This window comes from Gluconobacter japonicus, assembly GCF_015244665.1.
Lineage (GTDB): Bacteria > Pseudomonadota > Alphaproteobacteria > Acetobacterales > Acetobacteraceae > Gluconobacter > Gluconobacter japonicus.
On sequence record NZ_JABCQN010000002.1, the window covers coordinates 567,744 to 590,037 of the forward strand.

Annotated in this window: 18 protein-coding genes; 8 read left to right on the forward strand and 10 right to left on the reverse strand. The window is 54.8% G+C overall.

The genetic code is table 11. From position 1 onward, the window contains the following. Positions 1-20: 20 nt before the first annotated feature. The 4 genes from HKD32_RS06000 to sodC form a co-directional block, all read right to left on the reverse strand. Positions 21-1,208 carry a glutathionylspermidine synthase family protein gene (locus tag HKD32_RS06000; protein ID WP_061932048.1) on the reverse strand — a complete coding sequence of 396 codons (1,188 nt, stop codon included), beginning with the start codon at positions 1,206-1,208 and terminating at the stop codon, positions 21-23. Beyond that, complete coding sequence (locus tag HKD32_RS06005) at positions 1,208-1,387, reverse strand: hypothetical protein (protein ID WP_061932050.1); 180 nt, start codon at positions 1,385-1,387, stop codon at positions 1,208-1,210. The genes HKD32_RS06000 and HKD32_RS06005 overlap by 1 nt, the downstream gene beginning before the upstream one ends. Positions 1,388-1,703: 316 nt before the next feature. Beyond that, entirely contained in the window at positions 1,704-2,786 is a 1,083-nt protein-coding gene (locus tag HKD32_RS06010; protein ID WP_061932052.1) for a TlpA family protein disulfide reductase, read from the reverse strand. A 209-nt stretch (positions 2,787-2,995) separates the two neighbouring features. After that, on the reverse strand, positions 2,996-3,523 hold the full coding sequence (gene sodC / locus HKD32_RS06015; RefSeq protein ID WP_194257700.1) for a superoxide dismutase[Cu-Zn]: 528 nt from the start codon (positions 3,521-3,523) through the stop codon (positions 2,996-2,998). Between the two features lie 274 nt (positions 3,524-3,797). Here sodC and HKD32_RS06020 point away from each other — a divergent pair, with 274 nt between their 5' ends. Then, positions 3,798-5,057 carry an MFS transporter gene (locus HKD32_RS06020; RefSeq protein WP_082905345.1) on the forward strand — a complete coding sequence of 420 codons (1,260 nt, stop codon included), beginning with the start codon at positions 3,798-3,800 and terminating at the stop codon, positions 5,055-5,057. Between the two features lie 79 nt (positions 5,058-5,136). Here HKD32_RS06020 and HKD32_RS06025 read toward each other — a convergent pair whose 3' ends face one another. From HKD32_RS06025 to HKD32_RS06035, 3 genes are all read right to left on the reverse strand, one after another. Further along, positions 5,137-7,608: a TonB-dependent receptor gene (locus tag HKD32_RS06025; RefSeq protein WP_061932056.1), complete on the reverse strand. Its 2,472-nt coding sequence runs from the start codon at positions 7,606-7,608 to the stop codon at positions 5,137-5,139. A gap of 137 nt (positions 7,609-7,745) precedes the next feature. Continuing rightward, positions 7,746-9,014 (reverse strand): MFS transporter, encoded by a 1,269-nt coding sequence (locus tag HKD32_RS06030; protein ID WP_061932058.1) that lies wholly within the window; start codon positions 9,012-9,014, stop codon positions 7,746-7,748. Then, positions 9,011-9,907, reverse strand: a complete 897-nt coding sequence (locus tag HKD32_RS06035; RefSeq protein WP_234781781.1) for a LysR family transcriptional regulator — start codon at positions 9,905-9,907, stop codon at positions 9,011-9,013. The genes HKD32_RS06030 and HKD32_RS06035 overlap by 4 nt, the downstream gene beginning before the upstream one ends. Positions 9,908-10,039: 132 nt before the next feature. Between HKD32_RS06035 and ggt the strand changes: the two genes are divergently transcribed. Genes ggt through HKD32_RS06050 form a run of 3 tightly spaced genes read left to right on the forward strand, consistent with a single transcriptional unit; the run spans position 10,040 to position 13,915 of the window. Next, complete coding sequence (gene ggt / locus HKD32_RS06040) at positions 10,040-11,797, forward strand: gamma-glutamyltransferase (protein ID WP_194257701.1); 1,758 nt, start codon at positions 10,040-10,042, stop codon at positions 11,795-11,797. A gap of 28 nt (positions 11,798-11,825) precedes the next feature. Continuing rightward, entirely contained in the window at positions 11,826-13,133 is a 1,308-nt protein-coding gene (locus HKD32_RS06045) for a lipase family protein (RefSeq protein ID WP_194257702.1), read from the forward strand. A 47-nt stretch (positions 13,134-13,180) separates the two neighbouring features. After that, a complete protein-coding gene (locus HKD32_RS06050; RefSeq protein ID WP_023943681.1) occupies positions 13,181-13,915 on the forward strand; it encodes a copper homeostasis protein CutC in 735 nt (244 codons plus the stop codon). Between the two features lie 5 nt (positions 13,916-13,920). Here HKD32_RS06050 and HKD32_RS06055 read toward each other — a convergent pair whose 3' ends face one another. Next, on the reverse strand, positions 13,921-14,763 hold the full coding sequence (locus HKD32_RS06055; RefSeq protein ID WP_194257703.1) for a glycerophosphodiester phosphodiesterase family protein: 843 nt from the start codon (positions 14,761-14,763) through the stop codon (positions 13,921-13,923). Positions 14,764-14,889: 126 nt separating this feature from the next. Between HKD32_RS06055 and HKD32_RS06060 the strand changes: the two genes are divergently transcribed. Continuing rightward, complete coding sequence (locus tag HKD32_RS06060; protein WP_194257704.1) at positions 14,890-15,249, forward strand: ArsC family reductase; 360 nt, start codon at positions 14,890-14,892, stop codon at positions 15,247-15,249. Between the two features lie 11 nt (positions 15,250-15,260). Here HKD32_RS06060 and HKD32_RS06065 read toward each other — a convergent pair whose 3' ends face one another. Continuing rightward, the gene (locus tag HKD32_RS06065) at positions 15,261-16,166 is read right to left on the reverse strand and encodes a helix-turn-helix domain-containing protein (protein ID WP_061932071.1); all 906 of its coding nucleotides are present in this window, start codon (positions 16,164-16,166) and stop codon (positions 15,261-15,263) included. 407 nt (positions 16,167-16,573) lie between these two features. Between HKD32_RS06065 and HKD32_RS06070 the strand changes: the two genes are divergently transcribed. The 3 genes from HKD32_RS06070 (at position 16,574) to HKD32_RS06080 (ending at position 21,352) form a co-directional block, all read left to right on the forward strand. Further along, a complete protein-coding gene (locus HKD32_RS06070) occupies positions 16,574-19,045 on the forward strand; it encodes a membrane-bound PQQ-dependent dehydrogenase, glucose/quinate/shikimate family (protein WP_061932159.1) in 2,472 nt (823 codons plus the stop codon). A gap of 79 nt (positions 19,046-19,124) precedes the next feature. After that, positions 19,125-20,015 (forward strand): transporter, encoded by an 891-nt coding sequence (locus HKD32_RS06075; protein WP_023943672.1) that lies wholly within the window; start codon positions 19,125-19,127, stop codon positions 20,013-20,015. 233 nt (positions 20,016-20,248) lie between these two features. Further along, positions 20,249-21,352 (forward strand): glycosyltransferase domain-containing protein, encoded by a 1,104-nt coding sequence (locus HKD32_RS06080; RefSeq protein ID WP_145993781.1) that lies wholly within the window; start codon positions 20,249-20,251, stop codon positions 21,350-21,352. A 24-nt stretch (positions 21,353-21,376) separates the two neighbouring features. On the opposite strand, the gene HKD32_RS06085 is transcribed toward HKD32_RS06080, so the two are convergent. Beyond that, positions 21,377-22,279, reverse strand: coding sequence for a delta(1)-pyrroline-2-carboxylate reductase family protein (locus tag HKD32_RS06085; RefSeq protein ID WP_194257705.1), 903 nt, complete (start codon positions 22,277-22,279; stop codon positions 21,377-21,379). Between the last annotated feature and the right edge of the window lie 15 nt (positions 22,280-22,294).

Sequence of the window (22,294 nt, forward strand, 5' to 3'; positions counted from 1 at the left end):
GGGTAGAAGATTGAAATCTGTCAGCGCCACTTCAGGGTGCGGGAAAGAAAACTGTCTTTCCGAACAATATGCGGAACGATCGGTGACGTATGTCGAACGATTGGATCAGGGCTTTCCCGCATGGTCAGGCCTGCAAACCGATCCCCGATAGTCCATGCCCCGATAGACGCCGTCACCCCGTCAATACGGTGGTCTGCGAATTCCTGATAAATGCGAGGATAGGCACCATAAGTACCGTCCTGTGCGCAAATAACTTTTTCTCCAATCAGGACACGAACATTTTCGCCGCCTCGGGCGTGTAGGGGCTTTTCAACATAAGGTCCGGGACGCAGAGCGGTGACATCCTGCGGAGAATATCCGGCAGCCAGCAGGTTTGGGTGTCCCGGAAAGCGTTTCCAGAGTGCGGGAAGGAGTGCCTTGTTGGATAGCAGGGCCGTCCATGGCGGATTGAGAAACGTGCAGCCACAGTTCTGAAGGTGCCGTGCTCCGGGATCGCGAAACATCAGCTCCCAAGGATACATGCGGATCATGCTTCGGACGATCCGACCCTGATGCAAAAGCTGCCCCTGATGGGTGATGTCCAGATCTTTCAACTCGCAATGAACGGCTTTCATGCCCGCCTGCTGAACCCATTGTCCATAATAGACGGCGTGTGTTGTATCCTCGATATTGTCAGGATACGGGACGATATGAACGATCGGGTCGATACGTCCTGTTCGGCGTAATTCCCGCAAATGCTGGATGAGTGTGTGGGCCTCCAGCGGGGCATGGTCATGGGGGTGCCCTTTCTGCTGATGCCACATGTTTTGCATCCGTGTGCTTTCGGGCAGGGTGGCAGGCGTATCAGCATTGTATTCGATGAGTTTAAGCTGACCTTTGCACCAGGCCAGGTCAAATCGTCCGATCAGAAATGGATCCTGGCGCCTCCAGGAGGCTCTGATCACATCCTGCACGTGGGCTGGAATATGAAATTCGTTCAGTCCTTCGGGGCGATGGATGGCTTCTGCCACGATATCAAGGCACAACCGATGAAGCGTTTCGGTAACGGATCTTATAAGTGTCAGAGACGACCGATCAAACTCGTACCGAACGTCTTCCCGCCAGGCGAAGCTGCCATCGGCATTTTTATAGTAGTGATATCCGAGACGATCCGCCTGTGACATCCAGTCTGGGCGGGCTTCAGAAAAGCGACGGTGGATGCGAGGCATCAGAGAAGACTACTCGCCACCGCCGCCCGAGTGGCCTCCGGCGCTTTCCCCAAAACCTGCATGGCCGGCAGACTCTGCTTCAGCTTCTTCATGACCCGCAGAAGGGCCATTCCTATCATCTGTGGAGCGACGGTAGTAAAAACCGTGGCCGCTAGAACTCCCATGGTTACGACAATCATCCGGGCGTTTTTCTGGATCGGGGGACTGGCAGGGATCAGGTCGGGCGGCCGAAGCGGGCATCGCTCTATGGTGCGGTGACATGATGGCATTGAGTAGAGCAAAGGAAAGTAAAAAGACTGTACTCAACACCGTGAGGATTACGCCTTTTTTCATCGTTTACTGCTACCCATTGTCATTGTCTGTAACATAGTAGAAGGGCGATGCAGGGCAAAAGCAAGATCTATCAAAAAACATTCTTCAAGTTCCCGGAACGTGGTCGTGCACTCTCATGGTGACCACGTCCCGAATTATACTGCCCAGCAGAACAGCCTGTTTTTAATGTTTGGCAGAGGAGCGAATGAAGGACTGAATTTGGGACGCAATATCTCTTTGTCTGGCATCAAGAAGGCGCTTCAGATGGCCTGTACTGTCTATAAGGGCAACCGCGGGGATCTGAGTGACTCCAAATGTGTCAAACGCCAGTCCATCTGTGTCCAGAACTACTGGGAGTTCCGGGCCCAGGAGGGTCTGATAAGCGGGTAAATCTGGGAGTTCCGTCCAGAGATGGGCAGCAACTGCAGTCCATTTCAAGTGATTATCCTGCGCCAGTGTTTGAAGGGTGGTGCGGGCGCGTTTGCAGGCTTGGGCAGTTTCGGGTTCGACAGTGTCCAGATAGCTTTCACACCATGTTGCACCAAAGAATATCGCCTGTGGAACACGCGAGTTGCTGGATACAAGGCTTGTAGCGTGACCTGTAGCATCTGGCAGGTCGATGTGAGGTACTTTCTGGCCAACCTGTAAAGACGTGCGGTGTTGCGTCGTGGAAAGCTGGATTTTATCCGTGCTGCGTGGAGTGTTCACAACCTTTTCCAGAGCGGTCTCAAGGGCAGCGCCATCCTGATGGCCGACATAGGCAATATGGCCGTTGCGATCAATCAGCACATGCAAAGGGGTTGCTTTGATGTGCAGCCAGTTGCTGAGGCTTCCATCATCCATGACTACAGGCATTGTCAGGCCGGCATGTTCGGCAAAAGTCGCGACTTTGTTGCGGTTTTCTCCGAACCCGACATTCACGGCGATAATGCGGATGCGATCTTTGTAAGTGCCGTAGAGTTTTTCAAATCCCGGCATCTGAGCGCGGCAGGGAATGCAGTAGGTGGCCCAGAGTTTCAGATAAACAGGCTGACGTCCGTAAAAGCGGGAGAGGTCGATGTCTTGTCCATCAAGGGTTTTAAGAAGAAGTGCAGGAGCAGGTTTGCCGATCAAGGATGAGAGGTGAGGATCTTCTGCGATGTAGGCCAGGCTGTCCGGGGAAGGTTGGTCCTTTGGCGGTGGAAGAGGTGTCGCGGAGGCGGCCTGAGCAGAGACCCCAAGGACCGAGGCAAGGAGGAGGGATGAAAATCTAGGAAAAAATGACAAACTTCAGGCTTCCGAAAAGCAAAAAGACTGTCATCGGAATTTTGGCGGCTTATGCAAGGTACAATGCTGCGGAATGTCGGATATGTGACCGGGGTTTAAGGCACATCGTCAAAAAACTGGATTGGGAAGCGATCTATTTAGGTGGCCCCGCCGTTCAGCGGGGCCAGAGCTTATGGTGCAGAAGTTTGTAGGAACATTCCTTTGAGGAATCAGTCCTGTTTCAGGACGCCGCAGAGCGCGCGCGCACCAGAACCCCCGATCGGCTGGCTTTTATAATCATCGGCTTGTGCGTGAATAACAACGGAGCTTCCGTCAGCATCCAGAAGGGTTGGACGACCAGAAGCGCCTTTGAGAGACACAAAAGTCGAATAGATCTCTGCTGAAGCAGTGCCGTCTGCTGCTGCGTGGATGTTTGTCAGATCACCAGAATCGTTGGCATCGGCATTGAGAATACCGTGAACGACGGATTTTTCCGTATGAACATGGGCGCCTGCGCTGGTGAACTTGGGAATGCCGCAATCGCCCTTTTCGTGGAAGTGAATACCGTGCCAGCCGGGAGTGAGGCCTTTGGCCTCGATGTGAAGCAGAACCCCTTTGGGCGCTTCGGTGACCTGAACCGTGCCTGCTGGCTTGCCGCTGGTATCAATGAGGTTTGCGGATGCTGTTTCGGCAGCGAATGCCATGGACGGGGCTGCGATCAGGCTGGCTGCCAGGAGTGTTGATTTCAGTGTGATCATTGAAAAATTCTTTCCTGATGACAGGCAAAAGGGGTTTCTGTCTTACCCTTGAAGGTGTCGCAAACCAGAATGAATATCAACAACCTTTGCATGGACAGTCCTCTCTTCTTCGCGAGCGTTCCAAGAGACGAGCTTGGTTCTTTTTATCGAGGTGTGGCGCATAGCTTTTCAAGCGCGGATTGCCCGGTGAGAGGGCAGGCTTTTAAAGATACAAATATGACAAAACGAAAACGGGTTACGGGCCTGTTTCTTTCGTTTTCTTCCTGTCGGAAGCATGGCAGAAGGCGATTTCATCCTACGTGATCGCGTTATCACAATGGTCAGGGAAATTATGCTTTTCAAAACCCTTCCCACGCAGACCATTATTGGTTTGTGCGCACTCTTTGCTTGCACGTTTACAGCCCTGACCAGTGAAGTTGCGCCTGTGGGCCTGCTGATTGACATGGCGCAGGCTTTTCATATCGCTGAAGGTCAGGCAGGGCTTGCTGTCAGTGCCTTTGCCCTGATGGTGGCACTCGGGGCTGTGCCTCTGACCATTTTGACGGTTGCGGTGGATCGCAAGAAGCTGATGCTTCTGTCATTGGGTGGGTATATTCTATCCAATCTGATTGTCGCTCTGGCACCAACATTTCTGATTTTGTGTGCTGGAAGAGCGGTTGGGGGCGTTGCCCACGCCCTGTTGATGTCGATCGTTTCAGCTTACGCTGCGCGGCTTGTGCCTGCGAATATGACCGGTCGGGCGATTTCTTTCGTGTATGGCGGAACGTCCCTTGGAGCTATTCTTGGTGTGCCGGGGGCTGCGGCCATCGGGCATTTTGCTAGCTGGCGAATTGCGATGTTCGTCATGACGGGGCTTGCCGTACTGCTGGCGATTTGTATCGCGTTTTTTCTTCCCCCTGTCGCGCCTACAGGAACAGGCAGCGCGCAACTTCCGTCCATTGGGTCTCGCAAGGCAATGCGGGTCTTTCTGGTCGTCGTCGCAATTGATGCGTTGTTCTTTGTGGCTCACAACCTTCTCTATACTTACGTCACCCCCCTTCTTCTTCTGCATGGTTTACCGAAAGCGGTGCTCAGTTTGGCGCTTCTTCTGACAGGAGTTGTGAGTATTTCCGGATTGTGGGCAGCTGGACAGGTCGTGGATCGTTGGCCAGCAGCCGGGCTTCTCGGGGGTGGCCTTGCCATGCTGGTGGGCATGGGGCTGATGTCCGGGCATATTGTGACTGGGTGGGTGGCTGTTGCTTCCGTTGGCCTGTGGTGTACGGGATATTCGGCCATCATTCCTTTCGTTATGTCCGGAGCGATCCGCGCCCGGGCGACGCGCCCCGATGTTGCTGGTGCCGCCATCAATGGAGCCAGTAATCTTGGTATTCTTCTGGGATCTGCCCTTGGAGGACAGATCCTGACATGGAGTGGCTTTAATATCCTGACGCCTCTCGCCGTAGGCGTGGCGTTGGCGGCAATCCTGCTGGCTGTGTTCAGCCCAGATGCTTTTCCCCGCATTCTGCATCCGCACGAAGACGAGGCATCATCCTGAAACAGAAATGGGGGCTGAACATGTGGTCCAGCCCCCATTTCTTAGATGGTCCAGTCTGAGAAGACTGGTTCCTCCAATATCAGAATGCCGTAGACAATGTGCCGATCATAGCGAAGGGCGGCATGATGTAATACGTTGGGTTCGCGTCTGCGCTGATCTTGTGGCCGTAAACGCCAGTGGTGGCGCGGGCATTGTTTGCGAAATAATAGACGCCGCCCAGCTTGTACTGGCCCGTCAGGTTCGTAAAGTTCAGCTTGAATGTCGGGGACTGGGCGATGAAGAACTTCGGCAGATGGTAGCCCAGCGTCAGAGAGTCCGAGAAGTAGGATGGCATATACTGATCGTTCATGAAGGACGAGGCCTGCTTGGACGTATAGTGCACGCTCGCATTCAGGAAGAACGGGCCTTCGTTGTAGGTCAGGCCCACGCTACCTGAGAACTTCGGCGACATGACGGCTGTCTTGCCTTTGGTGCGCAGATAATCAACAGATCCGTCATCAGCCGTTGTCTGAAGGTTGTTGTCCATCGTCGTGTGCAGATACTCGAATGCGAAGTACGGGCGGAAACGATGGAATAGCGGACGGGTGGACAGCATGACGTCTACACCGCGAATGGTCTCTCCGCCGGCATTCATTGTCTGGCTGACCTGCACGTCATTGCTGAAGACGGTCGTGGAAAGCAGACGGTTGGAGACGTTCATGTTGAAGAAACTGATATCCGCCAGGAAGAGATCGTCGTTGTAGCGGTAGCCCAGTTCTTCCTTGATGGAATACTGTGGCTTCACGTTTGCACCCGACGTCGTCATTACACCGCTGCTCGTGCTGTAGCGCGAGATTAGGTTGATGGGGGACGGAGCGCGGAAGTCCCCTTCAGCATTGATGTAAAACTGATGGTGGGGCGCAAAGTTGTACGACCATGAAAAGCGCGGTGTTGGAGAGACATAAGTGTGGTTGCTGTGGCTTGCTGTGCTTGGCAGATAATCCTGCGATTCCAGCGTCATGGACGTAACCTTGATGCCGCCTGTGACCGACATCTTGTGGTTCAGCAGATGGACCGTGTCTTCCAGGAAGCCGGAGTTCAGGCTGTAGGAGCCAAGATAATCCACGGAGTAGTAGATGCTCCCACTGGTCGTGCGGTAATAGGCGGACTTGTCTGTATCGGATGGCTGCGCGCCGGTTGTCTGGTTCATCTTGGAGAGGGGGGTCCGCAGGGAGTAGCGATATTCCTCATGCCAGTAGCCGATCTGTCCATCGTTGTTTTCGGAATGCCAGCCCAGTGCGGCCACGATGCCGCCTTGTTGGGTGACGGACATGGAGTTTGTGGATACCGCTGCACGCGTTGATGTGCTGATCCTGCCATCGCCGTTCAGGTCAACCCGCTGAAGGGCCGTTCCTGCGTAAGTGCGCCCTTCCTGCATGCGGGATGCACTGTTCAGCGTGATGTCCGAGCGCTCGTAGTAAGGCGAGATATTCAGCGTGAAGGTGTTGTTCAACGCGAATTTCATGGGGGCGGAGATATAGAACTGGTCTTTGTCGGTCCCGCGGACGCCATAATAATTTCCCGGAGAAACCGCGTTGAACTCAGCGGTATAGTTCAGTGGGGTCGAGACCGGCCGACCATGCTTGTCATTCTGGAAGTTGGCCAGCGTGGGGTAGCGGTTCAGATAGTATTCAGAGTGATTGTAGCCTGCAAAAAGGTCAATGGAACTGCGGTTGCCGATCAGCTTCTGGGCACGGAAATCCATGTGCTTGCGGTCACTGTCGCCCGAACCACGCCATGCGTCAGAATGTGTATTGGAGAAGGAAGCGTAACTGGTGATACCTGTGTGGCCGATCTCGCCGCTATCGATGCGGAGAAAGCCGCGCGTCCGGTTAAAGGAGCCGTAGCTGCCGGAGATCAGACCACCAAATTTTTTGGAAGGAGCGCGCGTCGTAATGCTCAAGGCACCGGCACCAGCAGAGGTGAGAGGGTCTTCTACAGAGATGGAGCCCGGACTCATGCTTTCCGAAGAGATGTTGTTGCTGTCGATGTAATTCTGGATGAAGTTCGACGCGGAGGATGTGCCACCATTGGCGATAGGCATGCCATTCAGCAGGATGCCAATATCGTTGTCATAGAGGCCACGGCTCTGCATCGACCCACCCTCGTTTCCGCTGGGATCAGGGGTGGTAATGTTGACGCTTGGCAGGTTGGAGATCAGATCCAGTGGGCTGCTCGTCGGACTCTGCATCTCGATGTAATTCTGCGTCACGGTCTGTATGGAACGCGCGGCTGTTTCAGCGCGCATCATGCCCCCGCCAGGCTGGTGGCGCGTGCCTGTGACGCTGATGGATTCCTTTCCGGCCTCAACAGCCCGTGTGTTGTGAGGTTTGTGTCTGGTGGGTTCTGTCGTGGGAGCGGTGGCCGCATGAGCTGCTGGTATCAGGACAGACAGGCCACTCAGGAATGTTGCGGCTGCCAGAGCTTTCTTTCCCTGCCCGAAAAGAGCGTTAAGCGGAACAGATGTCCCGGAACGACGAGAACGCAGGGAAAAGGAAGCACAGGAAGGCATGGTGAGGACTCGTTTTGCAGGATAACAACGCTTCGATAGCGTTATGAATTGGGTAAACTAAGATAAAGGAGACAATTATAAGAACATTCCAAAGAAAAAATTGATAGTTTCAATCTTTGTCAGGGAAATTCTGATGTTCAGGGCGTGCGGCGGTCCAGCAACGACCGTGCCGAGAGGACGCTGATAAACGAGATGATCGCTGTCAGGATCATATAGAGAGCCGGGACATGAGAGAGTCCGGTCCAAGACAGAAGCGCCGCGTTTGTGAGGGGGGCTAGACCGCCGAACAGCACAACGCCGAAAGAATATCCCATCGTCAGGCCGCGCCCTCTGCGTTCCCTTGGGAAGATCTGGCCGATGAAGCCGTCTAGAGCAGCGAAATAAAACAGGCCGCTCAGATTGAACAGAAGGGGCATGAGCAGAACTGTTGCAGGAACGGTTTTGATTAACTGGAAGGCAGGAATCGGCAGAAGTGTCAGGAAGGCGCAGGACCAGAGCATTGGTCTGACACTGTGTGTTCTGTCAAAGCGGTCTGCCAGCTTCCATCTCAGCGGGGTGAAGAGAAGTTGACCACCATATGTGAGTAAAGGGGCCAACGATGTGCTGAGACCGGATAGGCTGTACTGACTGCGGGCATAGTGAGGCATGTAAAGCCCCAGATACGTAATGCCGCTACCAAGCGCGACAGAGCCCATGATGAGGGCTGTCCGGAGAAGTGTATCGGGTTGCAGGAATGGTGTCGGTGCAGAGTAGGGGCGTGCTGGTATTTCGGAGTTTTCCGGCTTCAGCATCATGCGCAGGATCAGGCCGCTTATTCCTGCCATAGCACCCAGACCCGTTGCGATCCTGAAGCCAAACATATCGAATATCGCAGGGGAGAGCGTCAGTTGGAGGGCTAAAACGACGATTGCGGCGCAGAGTGAAGCCGTGATCTGCCCTATAGCCTGCCAGCTTGCGGCCCGGGCTTCATGTCTGGGCGCGTGTTCGATCAGATAGGATGTAGCGCTTCCGAATTCGCCGCCCAGCGAAAAGCCATGAAGCAGTCTGGCCAGGATGATCAGGGCGGGAGCGGCGATACCGATGTCTTGATAGGATGGCGTAAGGGTGATGAGCAGACTGCCTATGGCCATCAGGAGGATGCAGACCATCATTGTGGAGACGCGGCCGCGTCTGTCTGCGTAATTTCCAAGAATAATGGCGCCGAGCGGCCTCGCCAGAAGAGTCAGGCCAAACGTAGCGAGGGACAGCCCAATCTGGGATAGCGGCCAGTTGTCTGGGAAAAATGTACGGCCTATCGACGCTGAAAAGTACGCATAAATGACGAAGTCATAATACTCGATGATATTGCCGATAATGGAGGCAATCACCGCCTGATTGGGTTTGCGTGATGGCCATGCGCCCGTCATCCGGCGTGCGAACTATTGAGAGACTGGATCAGGAACTGGATGAACGACCGCAGCGTCGGGGCACTGTAGCGTTCCTTGTGATACAGCAGATAAATCGGGCGGGAAGGGAGTGTATACTCTGGGAGCAGAGCCGTGAGCTTGCCCTCCCGGATGTCTTCCCGGACCAGATCGGACGGTAACATGGCAATGCCCATGCCTGACAGGGCTGCCCGTCGCATGGCTTGTGTGTTGTTGAACAGCCCTTTGCGCTGCATCTCGACGGCGACATGCCCCTGCGGACCTTCAAAATGCCACTCGCGTCGTGCCCAGTGCCAGGGGGAGGCGGGTGTGTAGGAAAAAGCGAGAGCATCGTGTGCTGCGAGTTGATGGGGAGACAGAAGTTCTTCCCGTCTGGCGAGATAAGCCGGAGAAGCGCAGAGCGTCATGGTGTAGTCAGACAGCCGACGACAGATCAGGGAAGACGGTTCCGGCACTCCCAGGCGGATAGCGATATCAAATTTTTCATGTGTCAGATCGACGCTGCGCTCTGTGAGGACAAGGTCCACGTCAACCGCGGGATGTTCGTTCAAATAGGCTGCAATGCAGGGCGTAATGCTTTGCGTGCCGTAAGTGACGGGTGCGGTGATGCGGAGCGTCCCTGCGGGAAGGCTCTGGGCAGCTTCGGCCATACGCTCGGTTTCGTCGAGCATGCTGAGAATTTTCTGGCATTTGGCGAAATAGACTGACCCAAAGGCCGTCAGGCTCTGACGTCTGGTTGTGCGGCGCAACAGGCTGGTGCCAAGCCGCTCTTCAAGAAGGCGCACATAGTTTCCCACCATTGTAGGCGAGATGCCGCAACGTTCTGCGGCGGCGGTCATGCTTCCTGTTTCGACGACGGCAATAAAGGTCGTCATGGCCTGGAAAACGTTCATTGCAAACCGAAGGTTGATAATTATCGCACTATAACAGCATTTATCGGGAAGATCTAAGGCCGTAACGGTTTGATAGAGACTCCCCCTCCCAGAAACTGAAGGTTGATAGTGTCCATGCGTATCAGAAGTGCGGCTCTCTCCCAAAGAAAGGTTTATGCCCGGACCTCTGGTCTCGTGGGTCTGCTGGGAGCAACCGCGCTGGGCCTGAGTGCATGTGTGCATCATCTGCCGCCTGTGCCTTCTGTCGCGCAGCCATCCGTCGCCAGCACATTCATGGCTGCGACAGCCAATCCCATGGCGTCCAGAGCGGCTTCGGATGTATTGGCGAAAGGGGGAAGTGCTGTGGATGCCGCCATTGCGGCACAGATGGTTTTGGCTGTGGTGGAACCGCAGGCATCTGGCCTTGGTGGAGGATCGACCATCCTGTACTGGGACCGGGGTGCAGATCACCTGAGTTTTTTTGATGGCCTGGCCAGCGCACCGATGCGGATGCCGCGCGATTTCATGCATGATCAGAATGGCGTTCGTATTCCGGAAGCCAAGCTTCAGCGGAGCGGGCGTGTCGTTGGCGTTCCTGGCACACTGCGGACATTAGCCCTGCTGCATGACCGTTACGGCAAGCTTCCATGGGCGGATCTGTTCCAGCCTGCGATTGCTGCGGCTCGTGATGGTTTTCCGCTGGCAGGCTATCTCCATCTCGTTCTGACCGAGCGCCCTGAACTGGCCCATGAACCGCAGTTTGCGGCCTATTTCGATGCAGAGGGGCAGCCTCTCCCCAAAGGAACACTTTTGCATAATGCTGCTCTGGCAGGAACATTGGAGCAGGTGTCCAGGCAGGGAGCCGAGTATTTCTACACGGGGGATTTTGCGAAAAAGCTGTCAGCAGCCGTGGCCAGTGGCCCATACCCCGGCACACTGACCTCGGCCGATCTGAAGGCTTACAAGGTTCATGAACGTACGCCGTTGTGCGTGACGGCGTTCAATCGTCGGATCTGTTCTTCCGCTCCGCCTGTTGCTGGTGGACTGTCCGTATTGCAGCAACTGGCCATTCTGGATCGGTTGAAGATTGGCCAGTATGCGCCGGGCAGCGTTGAAGCTGCGCATCTGCTTCTGGAAGCCTCCCGTCTGGCTGAAGCTGACCGGCGCAAATATGCCGCTGATCCGGACTATACTCGTGTCGATACGGCTGCGCTTCTTGATCCGTCTTATCTGGATGGCCGCGCAGCGCTGGTCGCGAAGGGACAGGCCGCGGATCGTGTGACGGCAGGGACGCTCAAGGAAACGCTGGCGCTTCTGCCATCCTCCGACCCGATGACTGTGCCAGCCACGACGCATCTTTCCATCCGTGATGCGTCTGGCAATGCGCTCTCTTTCACGACGACGATCAACCTCAATTTCGGTTCGGATATTGTTGTGGATGGCGTGGTGCTGAACAATGCCATTACGAATTTTGCCAGCCATCCTTTTGTGAACGGCTATCCTGCCGCGAATATTGCAGCACCGGGAAAGCGCCCCATCACCACGATGTCGCCGACGATCGTCTTCGGACAAAACGGTCAGCCTGAAGTGATTGTCGGGGCAGGGGGCGGTGCGCGGATCATTGATTCCGTTGTGCAGACGCTGGTGGGGTATCTCGCCTGGGGTCAGAATATCCGTACCGCGATCGAGCAGCCCCGTATCGGTGCCCAGAACCATGCCGAGGAACTGGAACAGGGGACGTCTGCTGCCGGGCTGGCCTCGGCGCTGAGTGCCATGGGACATCACCCCAAAATCGACGTCATGAACGCAGCCGTTCAGGGCATTACCATCAGCCCCGAGGGCCTCAAGGGCTGGGGCGACCCGCACCGTGACGGCGTTGCCGTCGGTCAGTAATATCTGCCTCGATCTGCTGGAGACACTCATGAAGCTTTCATTCCGTTCGGCGCTTTGCGCTGCAACCCTTCTGTCCCTCTCGGCCTGTGCGACACCGTCCCAGCCGGAAAAGCCGCAGGTGACTGCCGAGGTTGATCGAAATCTTGGGGATGGCGGGGTCAGTGATTTTTACACACCTCCCACGCAGGTGCCTTCAACGGTTGGTCAGATGATCCGCACGCAGGACATCACAGACCGTCCGCTGCCGGAAAACGCGGCCAAGGCTGTGCGGACGCTCTATACGTCCATCAGTGGTGTGAATGCGCCCGATCCGGTGACGGTCTCCGGGCAGATCATTTTCCCAAAAGGAACACCGCCGAAGGGTGGATGGCCGGTTGTGGCATGGGAACACGGCACAACTGGTATTGCGGATATCTGCGCGCCCTCCTGGAGAGGCTATCTGTCGCGTGACCGCGCCTATCTGGATCACTGGCTGAAGGCTGGTTTCGCGGTCGTCGCTAGTGATTATCAGGGTTTGGGAACGCCGGGCCCGCATCCGTATCTGATGTATCGTCCGGAAGGCTACAGTGTTCTGAATGGTCTGCGGGCTGCGCTGGCGCAGTACAAGGGGACGCTTCAGAACCGCATCATTCTGGTGGGGCAGTCACAGGGTGGCGGTGCAGCACTTGGAACGGCGTGGCTGGCTCCGCAATATGCGCCGGATCTGCATATGCTTGGAACGGTTGCGACCGGCGTTGTGACGCAGTTCAAGCTGCCTGCGCATCCGAAGCACACGCCTTTGCCGCGGCTGAATGTGGAGCCGCCTCACATGGCTGCGGCGTTCGGAATTCTGACGATCGAAGGGTCTCGCAAGAGCCTGCATCCGGACGTCGATGTTCGTGCGAACATGACGGAGAAGGGCAAGGATCTGTCCCATCAGGCCCGTCAGTCCTGTCTGGGCGATCTGTTTCGCTACACGGAAGCGCACGACATTACGGAAGATAATGCCTATGCGGGGGATACATCCCGGCTTGAGGCAGATTTCCAGGAAGCCTTCACCATTCCTGATGCTCACATGACCATGCCGGTGTTTGTTGGCACGGGACTTGCGGACAATGAAGCCGGTGTGGCCCAGCAGTATAATGCCGTTGCTGCCATGTGTGATGCCGGGACAAACGTGACGTGGAAGACCTATTCGGGGTTAACCCATAACGGTGCCGTCAACGGTTCCGCTGAAGATTCCGTTCCGTTTGCATTGGCGCTTCTGAAAGGACATCATCCGAAAGGAAACTGCGGGACGATCAAACCCGTTTCCACAGTGGAGAAGGCGCTGCCGGGAATTCGCTGGAACAACTGAGAACTCTGTCGGCATAAACGTTTTCGCCGCAGAGGAGGGAGACGGGTATGCCGACGCTTGAAATCTGTGTTGAAGATGCCGTCGGCCTGCGGACGGCACAGCGTCCCGGAGTGACGCGCATTGAACTTTGTTCTGCTCTGGCACTTGGTGGCCTGACCCCTTCTGCGGGACTGATGCGTCTGGCAGGCCAGTCCACAGTGCCGGTCTATGCCATGATCCGTCCGAGAGAGGGCGGCTTCGTGTTTACCGCTGAAGAAATCGATCAGATGCTGGCGGATATTGATGCGGCTCGCACTGCGGGTCTGGCGGGGGTCGTTCTCGGCGCATGTACGAGTGATCGTACCCTTGATGTGCAGACGTTGAAGCTGCTGTCTGATGCATGTGGCGGCATGGGACGAACACTTCATCGCGTTTTCGATCTTACACCTAATCCACTGACGGCAGTTGATCAGGCTGTCGATCTGGGCTTCGAGCGTATTCTGACGTCTGGTCAGGCGGTGATTGCGCCCAAGGGGCAGTCTGTTCTGAAGAACATTGTGAATCATTCGGCTGGCCGTATTGAGATTATGGCGGGCAGCGGTGTGCGTGTCGGGAATGTCCGGGAGCTGGTTCAGGAAACGGGCGTCACGGCCATCCATGCATCGTGCCGGGGGCCATCGGTGGGTCAGGCCTGCCGCGTCTGGGAACTGGGGTTCGGGCGTCTTGCGTCAAGAACCAGCGGTAAGATCATTGACCAAATGCTGGCTATTCTGGCGGAGGATGCAGAGCTTCCTGTGGCATGACGCGCTCAGGGATGTTTTCTAAGGGCTGCCTGAAGCTGGAGCGGAGTATTGGTTACCAGAATATCAATGGGCAGGGACCGTGCATGATGTGCGCCCTCTTCTGGTGACATGATATCTGTTACGGCAGTTGGTCCCAGAAGATCCGTTATGACGATGGCTCCGGCCTGATGCGCTGTTCTGAATAAAGACGGTTTTGAGGTCTTTGGAATGTAAGCTGCGAACCGGCGGTGTCCTGCGATTTGGCGGTAAGTTGCGAGGTCATCTGGTGTTGTGACCAGCACGGAGATCAAGGCATCCGGATCAGCTTTGAAGGCCTCGCGGGCCTGCTTCTCCTGAAATGTGAGAACGACCACCCGGTCTGAAAGGTGCTGGCGCCGGACAGGTTTCAGAGCGTCGACAGGAGGAACATCTTTGATATCCAACATCAGAAGGACGTCTGGCGTTCTGGCGGCCCAGTCAAGTACAGCGTCATAGGTTGGAATGTGCTCCTGTGTTGGACCAGATGCGTTTTTCAGGAGCAGTTTGTGAACATCTGTCGGGTTAAGTGCCGCAAGAGGACCATGTCCCGTTGTGGTCCGATCCACGTTCTGGTCGTGCAGCAGGACAATTCGGCCACTGGCATCCGTCGCCAGATCAATTTCCATCATGAACGGACCGACCTGATGTGTGCGGCGCATCTGGCTAAGGCTATTTTCGGTTTCCGATGGATCAGTCCAGCCTCGATGGGCACAGATCAGGGGAGGCGGCGTTGTCAGAACAGCTTGCAAGGATTGAGCCATGGCAGTGGGTACGACTGACAGGGCTGTTATCGCCACAACTCCGTTGAAGATGACATTTCGGCGCTTCATGACGGAAAACCTTGGTAAAAAGACGTGCCGGAAAGAGAAGTCATGGTTCCCCTGAACGCCCGTTCTGGTCAGGGTCAGTCGGAGCCACTAGAATGTGAGTTGAATAGTCTTAGGGAAAGATCCGGAATGACCTCATCCGTCGTGCTATATGGCATCAAGGCCTGCGATACCATGAAGAAGGCGCGCGCATGGTTGGAAGAGCGGGCTATTCCGTACACTTTCCATGACTATAAAAAGGATGGGATTTCGGAAGACACCCTGAACGCCTGGATCTCTCAGGTTGGCTGGGCCAGTCTGCTCAACAAGGCTGGCACGACGTTCCGCAAACTGCCTCCTGAACAAAAGGACGATCTGACGGAAGACCGCGCTGTTGCCCTGATGCTGGCACAACCTTCCATGATCAAGCGTCCAGTTCTGACACGCGACGAAACGGTTCTGCGTATCGGGTTCCGCCCCGCAGATTATGAAGAGACGTTTGCGGCCTGAAGCCGGAAAGATCAGAGCATCAGGTTGAGAGCTTTGATCTTGCGGTGAAGGGTTGAGCGGCTGATCCCCAGTGTGCGTGCGGCAGCACTGATATTGCCTTGTGTGGTTGCTAACGCGGAACGGATGACGTGAACCTCTGCTTTGCGGAAGCTGAGTTCATCTTCTGAGTCCAGAAAGTTCATCAGGGCGGGCAAATGTTCCAGTTCCCCTTCTGGCCAATGCATTCGCACACGACTGGAATGTGTGGCCCCCCGAACATGTCCGTCCCGGTCCAGGGCCACAAGGGGCGTGGAGCTTTCCGTGGCAAGGCCGAGCGTAATGATGGTGTCGTTCGGGAAAAACTCCCGGAAGAGTTTCTCTTCGATCTGACGGGCCGTGGTGATCATGGTTTCCATCAAAAGGCCTGAGAATGGCATGATGTCATTACCTGCAAACGAGCAGATATTCAGGACACCAGCCAGCTTGCCATTGGCATTGTAGAGCGGAGAGGCAATTCCAGTCAGATTGCGGAAGCACAGACGCCAGTGCTGGCTTTGTAACACCATGACCGGCCTTTTCTCCTGCAGACAGGTGCCGATGCTGTTTGTCCCGGCATTTTCCTCGTCCCACAGAGCTCCGGCCTGAAAGCCCCAGCGACGGCAGCCCGTCAGATCATCCCGACTTGTCTGCCGGGACAACACGACACCATTTGCATCCGCCAGCATGACGGTGAAACCGAGCGCCATGACCAGCGAATGCAGGCGCTCCATTTCCGGCAGGGCATGCTGGATCAGCAGGCGGGTTCGATTGCTGATGAAGCGGAGTTCAGGCGCGCTGAGAAGGCGTGTTTCCCAACGTTCTGCAGGGTCCAGATTATAATTGGTCGAGCAACGATCCCATGAGTCGGAAAGGCCGGGCTGTGGAGTCATTCTGTTCATGATGGGCCTCCAACGTGCCCAACTGTCCCAAAATTGCGACAGGTGCGAGGGATGCAGTCACATTCGGGTGAAAGTTGCGTGATTGAGGATAGCCCCCGGACTGTCCCAGCGGGAACAAGGCAACGAGAGCGTAAGCCGGACCAGATGCTGTTGCTTCCCCAGGAGGTTCCAAATCTGTGAAGGCTCTCACTTTTCTGACGAAACGCTTTGAGCAGGGGGATAGGTTCATGGATGAGAAAAAAGCTTTTCACGGCAATCATCCGGTCAGCAGGCTCAAGCCTGCGAGCCAGTTCTCCTCGCTCGCAAAGCTATTTGGGGCACGGACCATATCCTGCCCCCAGAACAATTAAGAGAGACAAACTATTTCAGAAGAAGTGGTTTTCCATTTTCAGAAGAACAGAGGTGTCATGTCTTCTTCTCTCCAGAGGGTGCTCTCGCCAGTAACCTCTATCCTGCTCGCACTTGTCGGGCTTTTCCTGCTGGGTGGGGGCGGTTACCTGCTCGTACTTGGTGGGTCCTGGTTCTACGCGCTGATGGGCGTTGTCATGCTTGTGGCAGCGGTCGTTGGCCTGAAGAACCCGGCTCAGGCAGGACGCATTTTCGCAGGCCTGCTGCTGGTTGCGACGATCTGGTCCGTCATTGAAGTTGGTTTCAACATCTGGGGCCTTGAAGTCCGTCTGTTCACGCTGATCGGCATTGCCTGCTGGATGATGCTGCCGTGGGTCTGGCGTTCGGGCGCATCCTGGATGTCTGACAAGCGTGAACTCGTTGGTTCTGCTGCTATTGCCGTTGTGGCTCTGGTTGCAAGCTGCTTCACGTCCTATTCCATCGACGGCACGCTTCCGGCTGACCGTATGGCGGCTTCCAATCAGGTCGATGAGACGAGCAAGGGAACGCCTGCGTCCGACTGGCCGGCCTATGGTCGTACGGTTGGCGGTGATCGCTATAGCCCGCTGGGCCAGATCACACCGGCCAATATCAGCAATCTGAAGCGCGCCTGGGTCACCCGCACGGGGGACGTTCAGAAGGCTGACGAAGGCACTGTTGCTGGCCCGGATCAGGGACATGAGTTCAACCTCGAAGTCACGCCGATCAAGGTGGATGACACCCTGTATCTCTGCACGCCACATAACTGGGTCATGGCCCTTGATGCTGCAACCGGCAAGGTGAAGTGGAAGTTCGATCCGAAGCCTGCGGCTGAAGATCTGGCGGCCAACGTCTATCTCGCCTGCCGTGGTGTTTCCTACTACAAGGCTCCGGACGACTATACGGCTCCTGATGGCTCCAAAGCCTGCCAGAAGCGTATTTTCTCCCCGGTTGGTGACGTTCGTCTCCTTGCTGTCGATGCGGAAACAGGCAAGCCCTGTGAAGACTTCGGCGAGCATGGTTTCATCTCCCTGCGCCAGTATCTTGGTCATGTGCCGCATGGCTTCCACTTCGTGACGTCTCCGCCGCTGGTGGTGAAGGATCGTGTGGTTCTCGGTGGCTGGATCTTCGATAACCAGGCGAACTTCGAGCCGTCTGGTGCAATCCGTGCGTTCAACCCGATTTCCGGTGAAATCGAGTGGGCCTGGGATGCTGGTCACAACCCGGAAAACTGGAAGCCCGGCCCGAACGACGAGCTGACGCGTGACACCCCGAATGCCTGGGGCGTTTACACGGCAGATCCGGACCTCGGCCTGCTGTATATCCCGACGGGTAACTCTCCGCCGGATAACTGGGGTGGCACACGTCGTCCGTTCGACGATGCAACCTCCAGCGCAACCATTGCTCTCGACATTGAGACGGGTGAGCGTCGCTGGACCTTCCAGACCGTTCATCATGACCTGTGGGACATGGATCTTCCGATCGGTCCGTCCATGGTTGACCTGCCTGGCCAGAACGGTGAGTCCATTCCGGCTCTTGTCCAGAGCACGAAGCGTGGTGAGTTCTTTGTTCTGGACCGTCGTACCGGTAAGCCGGTTCCGGGTTACCCGGTTGAGGAACGTCCTGTTCCGACCGCTGGTGTTGCACCGGACGATCATGTGACGCCGACGCAGCCTTTCGCTGTCGGTCTGCCGTCCCTGACGCCGCCTGACCTGAAGGAAAGCGACATGTGGGGCGCGACGCTGCTGGATCAGATGATCTGCCGCATCCAGTTCCGTCAGTCCGCTTATGAAGGTCAGTTCACGCCGCCGCATGTTGGCAAGACGACGATCGTCTATCCGGCATTCTATGGTGTGGTTGACTGGCAGGGTGCATCCATCGACCCGCAGCGCAAGCTGCTGATCGCCAATGCCAGCTACCTGCCGTTCCGGATCCGTCTGGAAAAGCGTAACCATGCTGAAGCTTCCGGCATTCTGCCGAAGTGGGACGGCAAGGGTGACAAGCCGGAAGCCAAGGGCGATGCTCTCAGTGTCTCTCCTGACTACGGTACGCCGTACATTGCTTACACCAGCCCATGGCTGAACCCGCTTCAGATCCCCTGCAAGGGCCCGGTCTGGGGTACGGTGACGGCAATTGATCTGGTGACGAAGAAGATCGTCTGGCAGCATCCTGTCGGCACGACGCGCGACACGGGTCCTTTCCGGACGCATAACAACCTTCCGCTCCCGACCGGTATGTACAACATCGGTGGCAGTGTGATCACAAAGGGTGGCGTATCCTTCATGGGTGCGACGGCTGATGATTATCTGCGTGCCTTTGATGTCTCGACCGGCAAGGTGATCTGGCGTGACCGTCTGCCGGCTGGTGGACAGGCAACCCCGATGTCCTATCAAATGGGCGGGAAGCAATATGTTGTGATCGCCGCTGGTGGTCATGGGGGTCTTGGCACCCGCAGCGGTGACTATATCATCGCCTACACGATTGACGGACAGCAGGGCGCATCCGCGAACTGATCTGACCAACGTTACCGTGGAGCGTGTCTCTTAAGAGAGGCGCTCCACACTCAATACTTCTCCAGCGGAAATAAATGTCATGGTTCGCACGATCTGGTCCGGAGGGTGTCTCCGGGCCCTGAGTATCCTATTGCCCGCGTCATCCCTTCTGCCAGCCGTTGCGGCCCATGCAGCCGATATTCCGTTGGCCATCATTGGGCCTCACGAATACGATCTGCCAGTCGATTTCAAGCCGTTCAACGTCCTGGTGCAGTATGGTGACGGGAATGCTGCGGGTAATACCTATGACAGCGGCGGTCGCCGCCAGCCAACTGGTGGAAGTCATACTTGGGCAGGCATGACCAAATATGTACATTTCCGTAGCTTTGATGCGATTCCGCATGTCGGATTTGCGTTTGAAGTCATTCAGTCGGAAAGTTTTGTGCTGGCGCAGGGCACAAATTATGGAGGTCTGGGTCCAACCATCGTAGGGCCTGCGGTCTGGTTCAAGCCGAACGCGCACAGCACCTTTGGTATCCAGACTTTCATGCAAACGCCGGTCGGCACCCGAGATGCGCTATCCCCGAACTACTGGTCAAATCTGTCCAGCTTTATGTTCGATTATGAATGGAAGCATTTCAGCTTTGATGGCGATCTAGGTGCAATCGTAGCTTCTACCAAGCATAAGACGGGCGAACACAGCTTCTCGCCGGGGACGGTTTTCCATTCCAACCTGCGCTTTAGCTGGAAAGCGAGCAAGATTGTTGAACCATTCTTCGCGTTTGACTGGCAGAATACTGCCGGAATGCGTGATAATACGGCAAATAGCTGGGTAAGTGAATCCAGTGGTCGTGAAGTGGCGCTTGGCGTGGGTGCTATGGTCAACATTTCCAAGCGCGTCTCCCTGACCGGGCGATATTCACACTCCGTTGACGGTCGAAATGTGCCTGAGACGAATGCTTATTACATGAAGCTTGTTTATCTCTGGTGAGATCAATCCTCATTGAGTAGCGGATTTTTGCGCATCGAGTGAGAATTTTTACTCTATAAAAATATTTTTCTTTGGTTGCTGATTATTGGGCATGCAGGATCAAACGTCTTACAATGTATAGCTGTGTTATACGGATTGTCGGTAAGGGATAGAGAAAATCGAATAGATATTGGGTTGAGTTTCTCTTGTATTTTTGCCAATCATTCTTTTGATAAGAATTGGATTGATTAAATATGCTTCATGTCACTGTTGGTCATCCGCGCACGCGTGCCATGCTTGATCTTCAAGAGAGTGCAGAGCGTGCAGGATTGCGTTTTCGTGCGCTTCGCCCTGCTGGTGAGCGGGAGCGTATTATTTTTATTGATAAATACGTCACGTTTGCTCAAATTTTGAATGAGCCATCTATTCGGTCACATGATATCATACTGTTCACAGATGCTTACGATACGTTGGTAATTGGTGGAGCGAATGAGATCGGTCGTGCTTTTCTAACAAGCGGAGACGATATTATTTTTAATGGTGAGACTACCTTCTGGCCACCTGCTACTTCGCCCGATGATCCACTGCAAGCATATTTTGATAATTATAGTGATAAGTTATGCCGTTATCTAAATAGTGGCTGCTATATTGGCTATGCTGGCGCAATCAAAAAAATGCTGTCTGAATGTTTGGCTTGGTCCCAGGAAGACGGGGATCATGATGACCAGCGCCTTGCATGCCGATTTATGATTAATGCTGCTGAACGTCATAATTTGAAGATTTCTGTCGATGTGGAGTGTAAGATATTTGGTACGCTCGGAGGGTCGCTGAATTTTTATCATTATTCTGGTGGTTCAGTACGTAATAGCCAAACCGGAAGCTGGCCTTCAGTAATTCATGCTAATGGAGATAAGAGCTCTATTGGTATACTTTCAATTATTAATTCTATTCAAAGAATATATCCTGAAGGGATCGACCTTCTGGCAGTAAAAGGGCAGAGAGGGTTTTTGCATAATACCCTTGATAAAAACGGTTTTGTAATTCATGAAAAACCATCTAAAGATATTTGCGTTGCCGTACGGCTAGGGCGGAATTCAATAATATTACTTTCAGCAGACAATACGTCTTTACGTAGCTTTCATCCGAATGGCGGTATATCGACGGCCAAATGGGCTAAAAATTGGGAAAAATTAAACATAGTAGAAGAAAAGATATTTACATGTCATGGTAATGAGTTAAATAATTATACTCAAAAAATTAATACCTCTCTCGGCGTTTGCGAGTTTCCTTTGGAAGCTTTTGCGGCTTGGACAAATGAGCATCTTTGCAGATTGATGGTTACGTTAAGTTCTCTATAGGATTCGGTTCCAATTTGAAGCTTTCTACATTCCGAATGTTTTCCGGGCCAGGCGGCAAGCGGCCAGATCCCATGCGGCACAGCCGACACTTTTGAAAAATACTGGTTCTTCCGGTTTCTTCTCGCCTGTTAGATAAGCCGCCAGGGGCTTGACCTGTCTCCAGTCTTTGGCCGCCTGAAGGATATCACCAGCTTCAGAGGGGGCTCCGATAGGGTCATCCACAATACAGGTGCTTCCGTTGACGATGGTCGGACCAATTTCAATCATCTCAGGCCGATAAGCACCAACGCCAATCACCAGTCGGGTAGAAACCGGAGGCTCATCATAGAGAACGCTCTGACTGCTGGTGACGGTTATCACGACATCCGGTTCAAAGTGCTCCAGAGGGGCAATGCGGAGTTGTAGCGCTGGATAGGCGTTGCTTTTTGTGAGGGTGCTGACGCGCTCAGGGGATCTGCCCTGAATATAAACGATGAGACCCGGATAAAGCGTATTCAGAGCTTCAAGATGGGCTTTGGCCTGTACGCCGGTGCCAATGAGAAGAACTGTTTCAAGCACCAGGGGACGGAAGCACTCCAGCGCAAGCATAGACATTGCAGCGGTGCGACGTTCTGTTGTGGTAACGCCATCCAGTGAGAAAAGAAAACGCCCGTTAATGGCATCCATGCACGTGACCTGACCCTGAATGGTCGGAAGGTTCCTCGCTGCATTGTCCTTATAGAGCGTCAGCAATTTCGTCGCGATAATGTCTGGTGCGCAGGCAACCATGGACATGACAGCGCCGGTGCGATCAAGCGTTGGGACAACCATACGTTCAGGGCAGGATATCTGATCGTTATGATAATCTACGACTGCTTTGCGAAGCATTTCCACGAGATCAGAAAATGGAAGTAGCTTGCGTGTTTCAGCGGCGGTCAAAGTCTGCACGGGGCACCTTCCTGT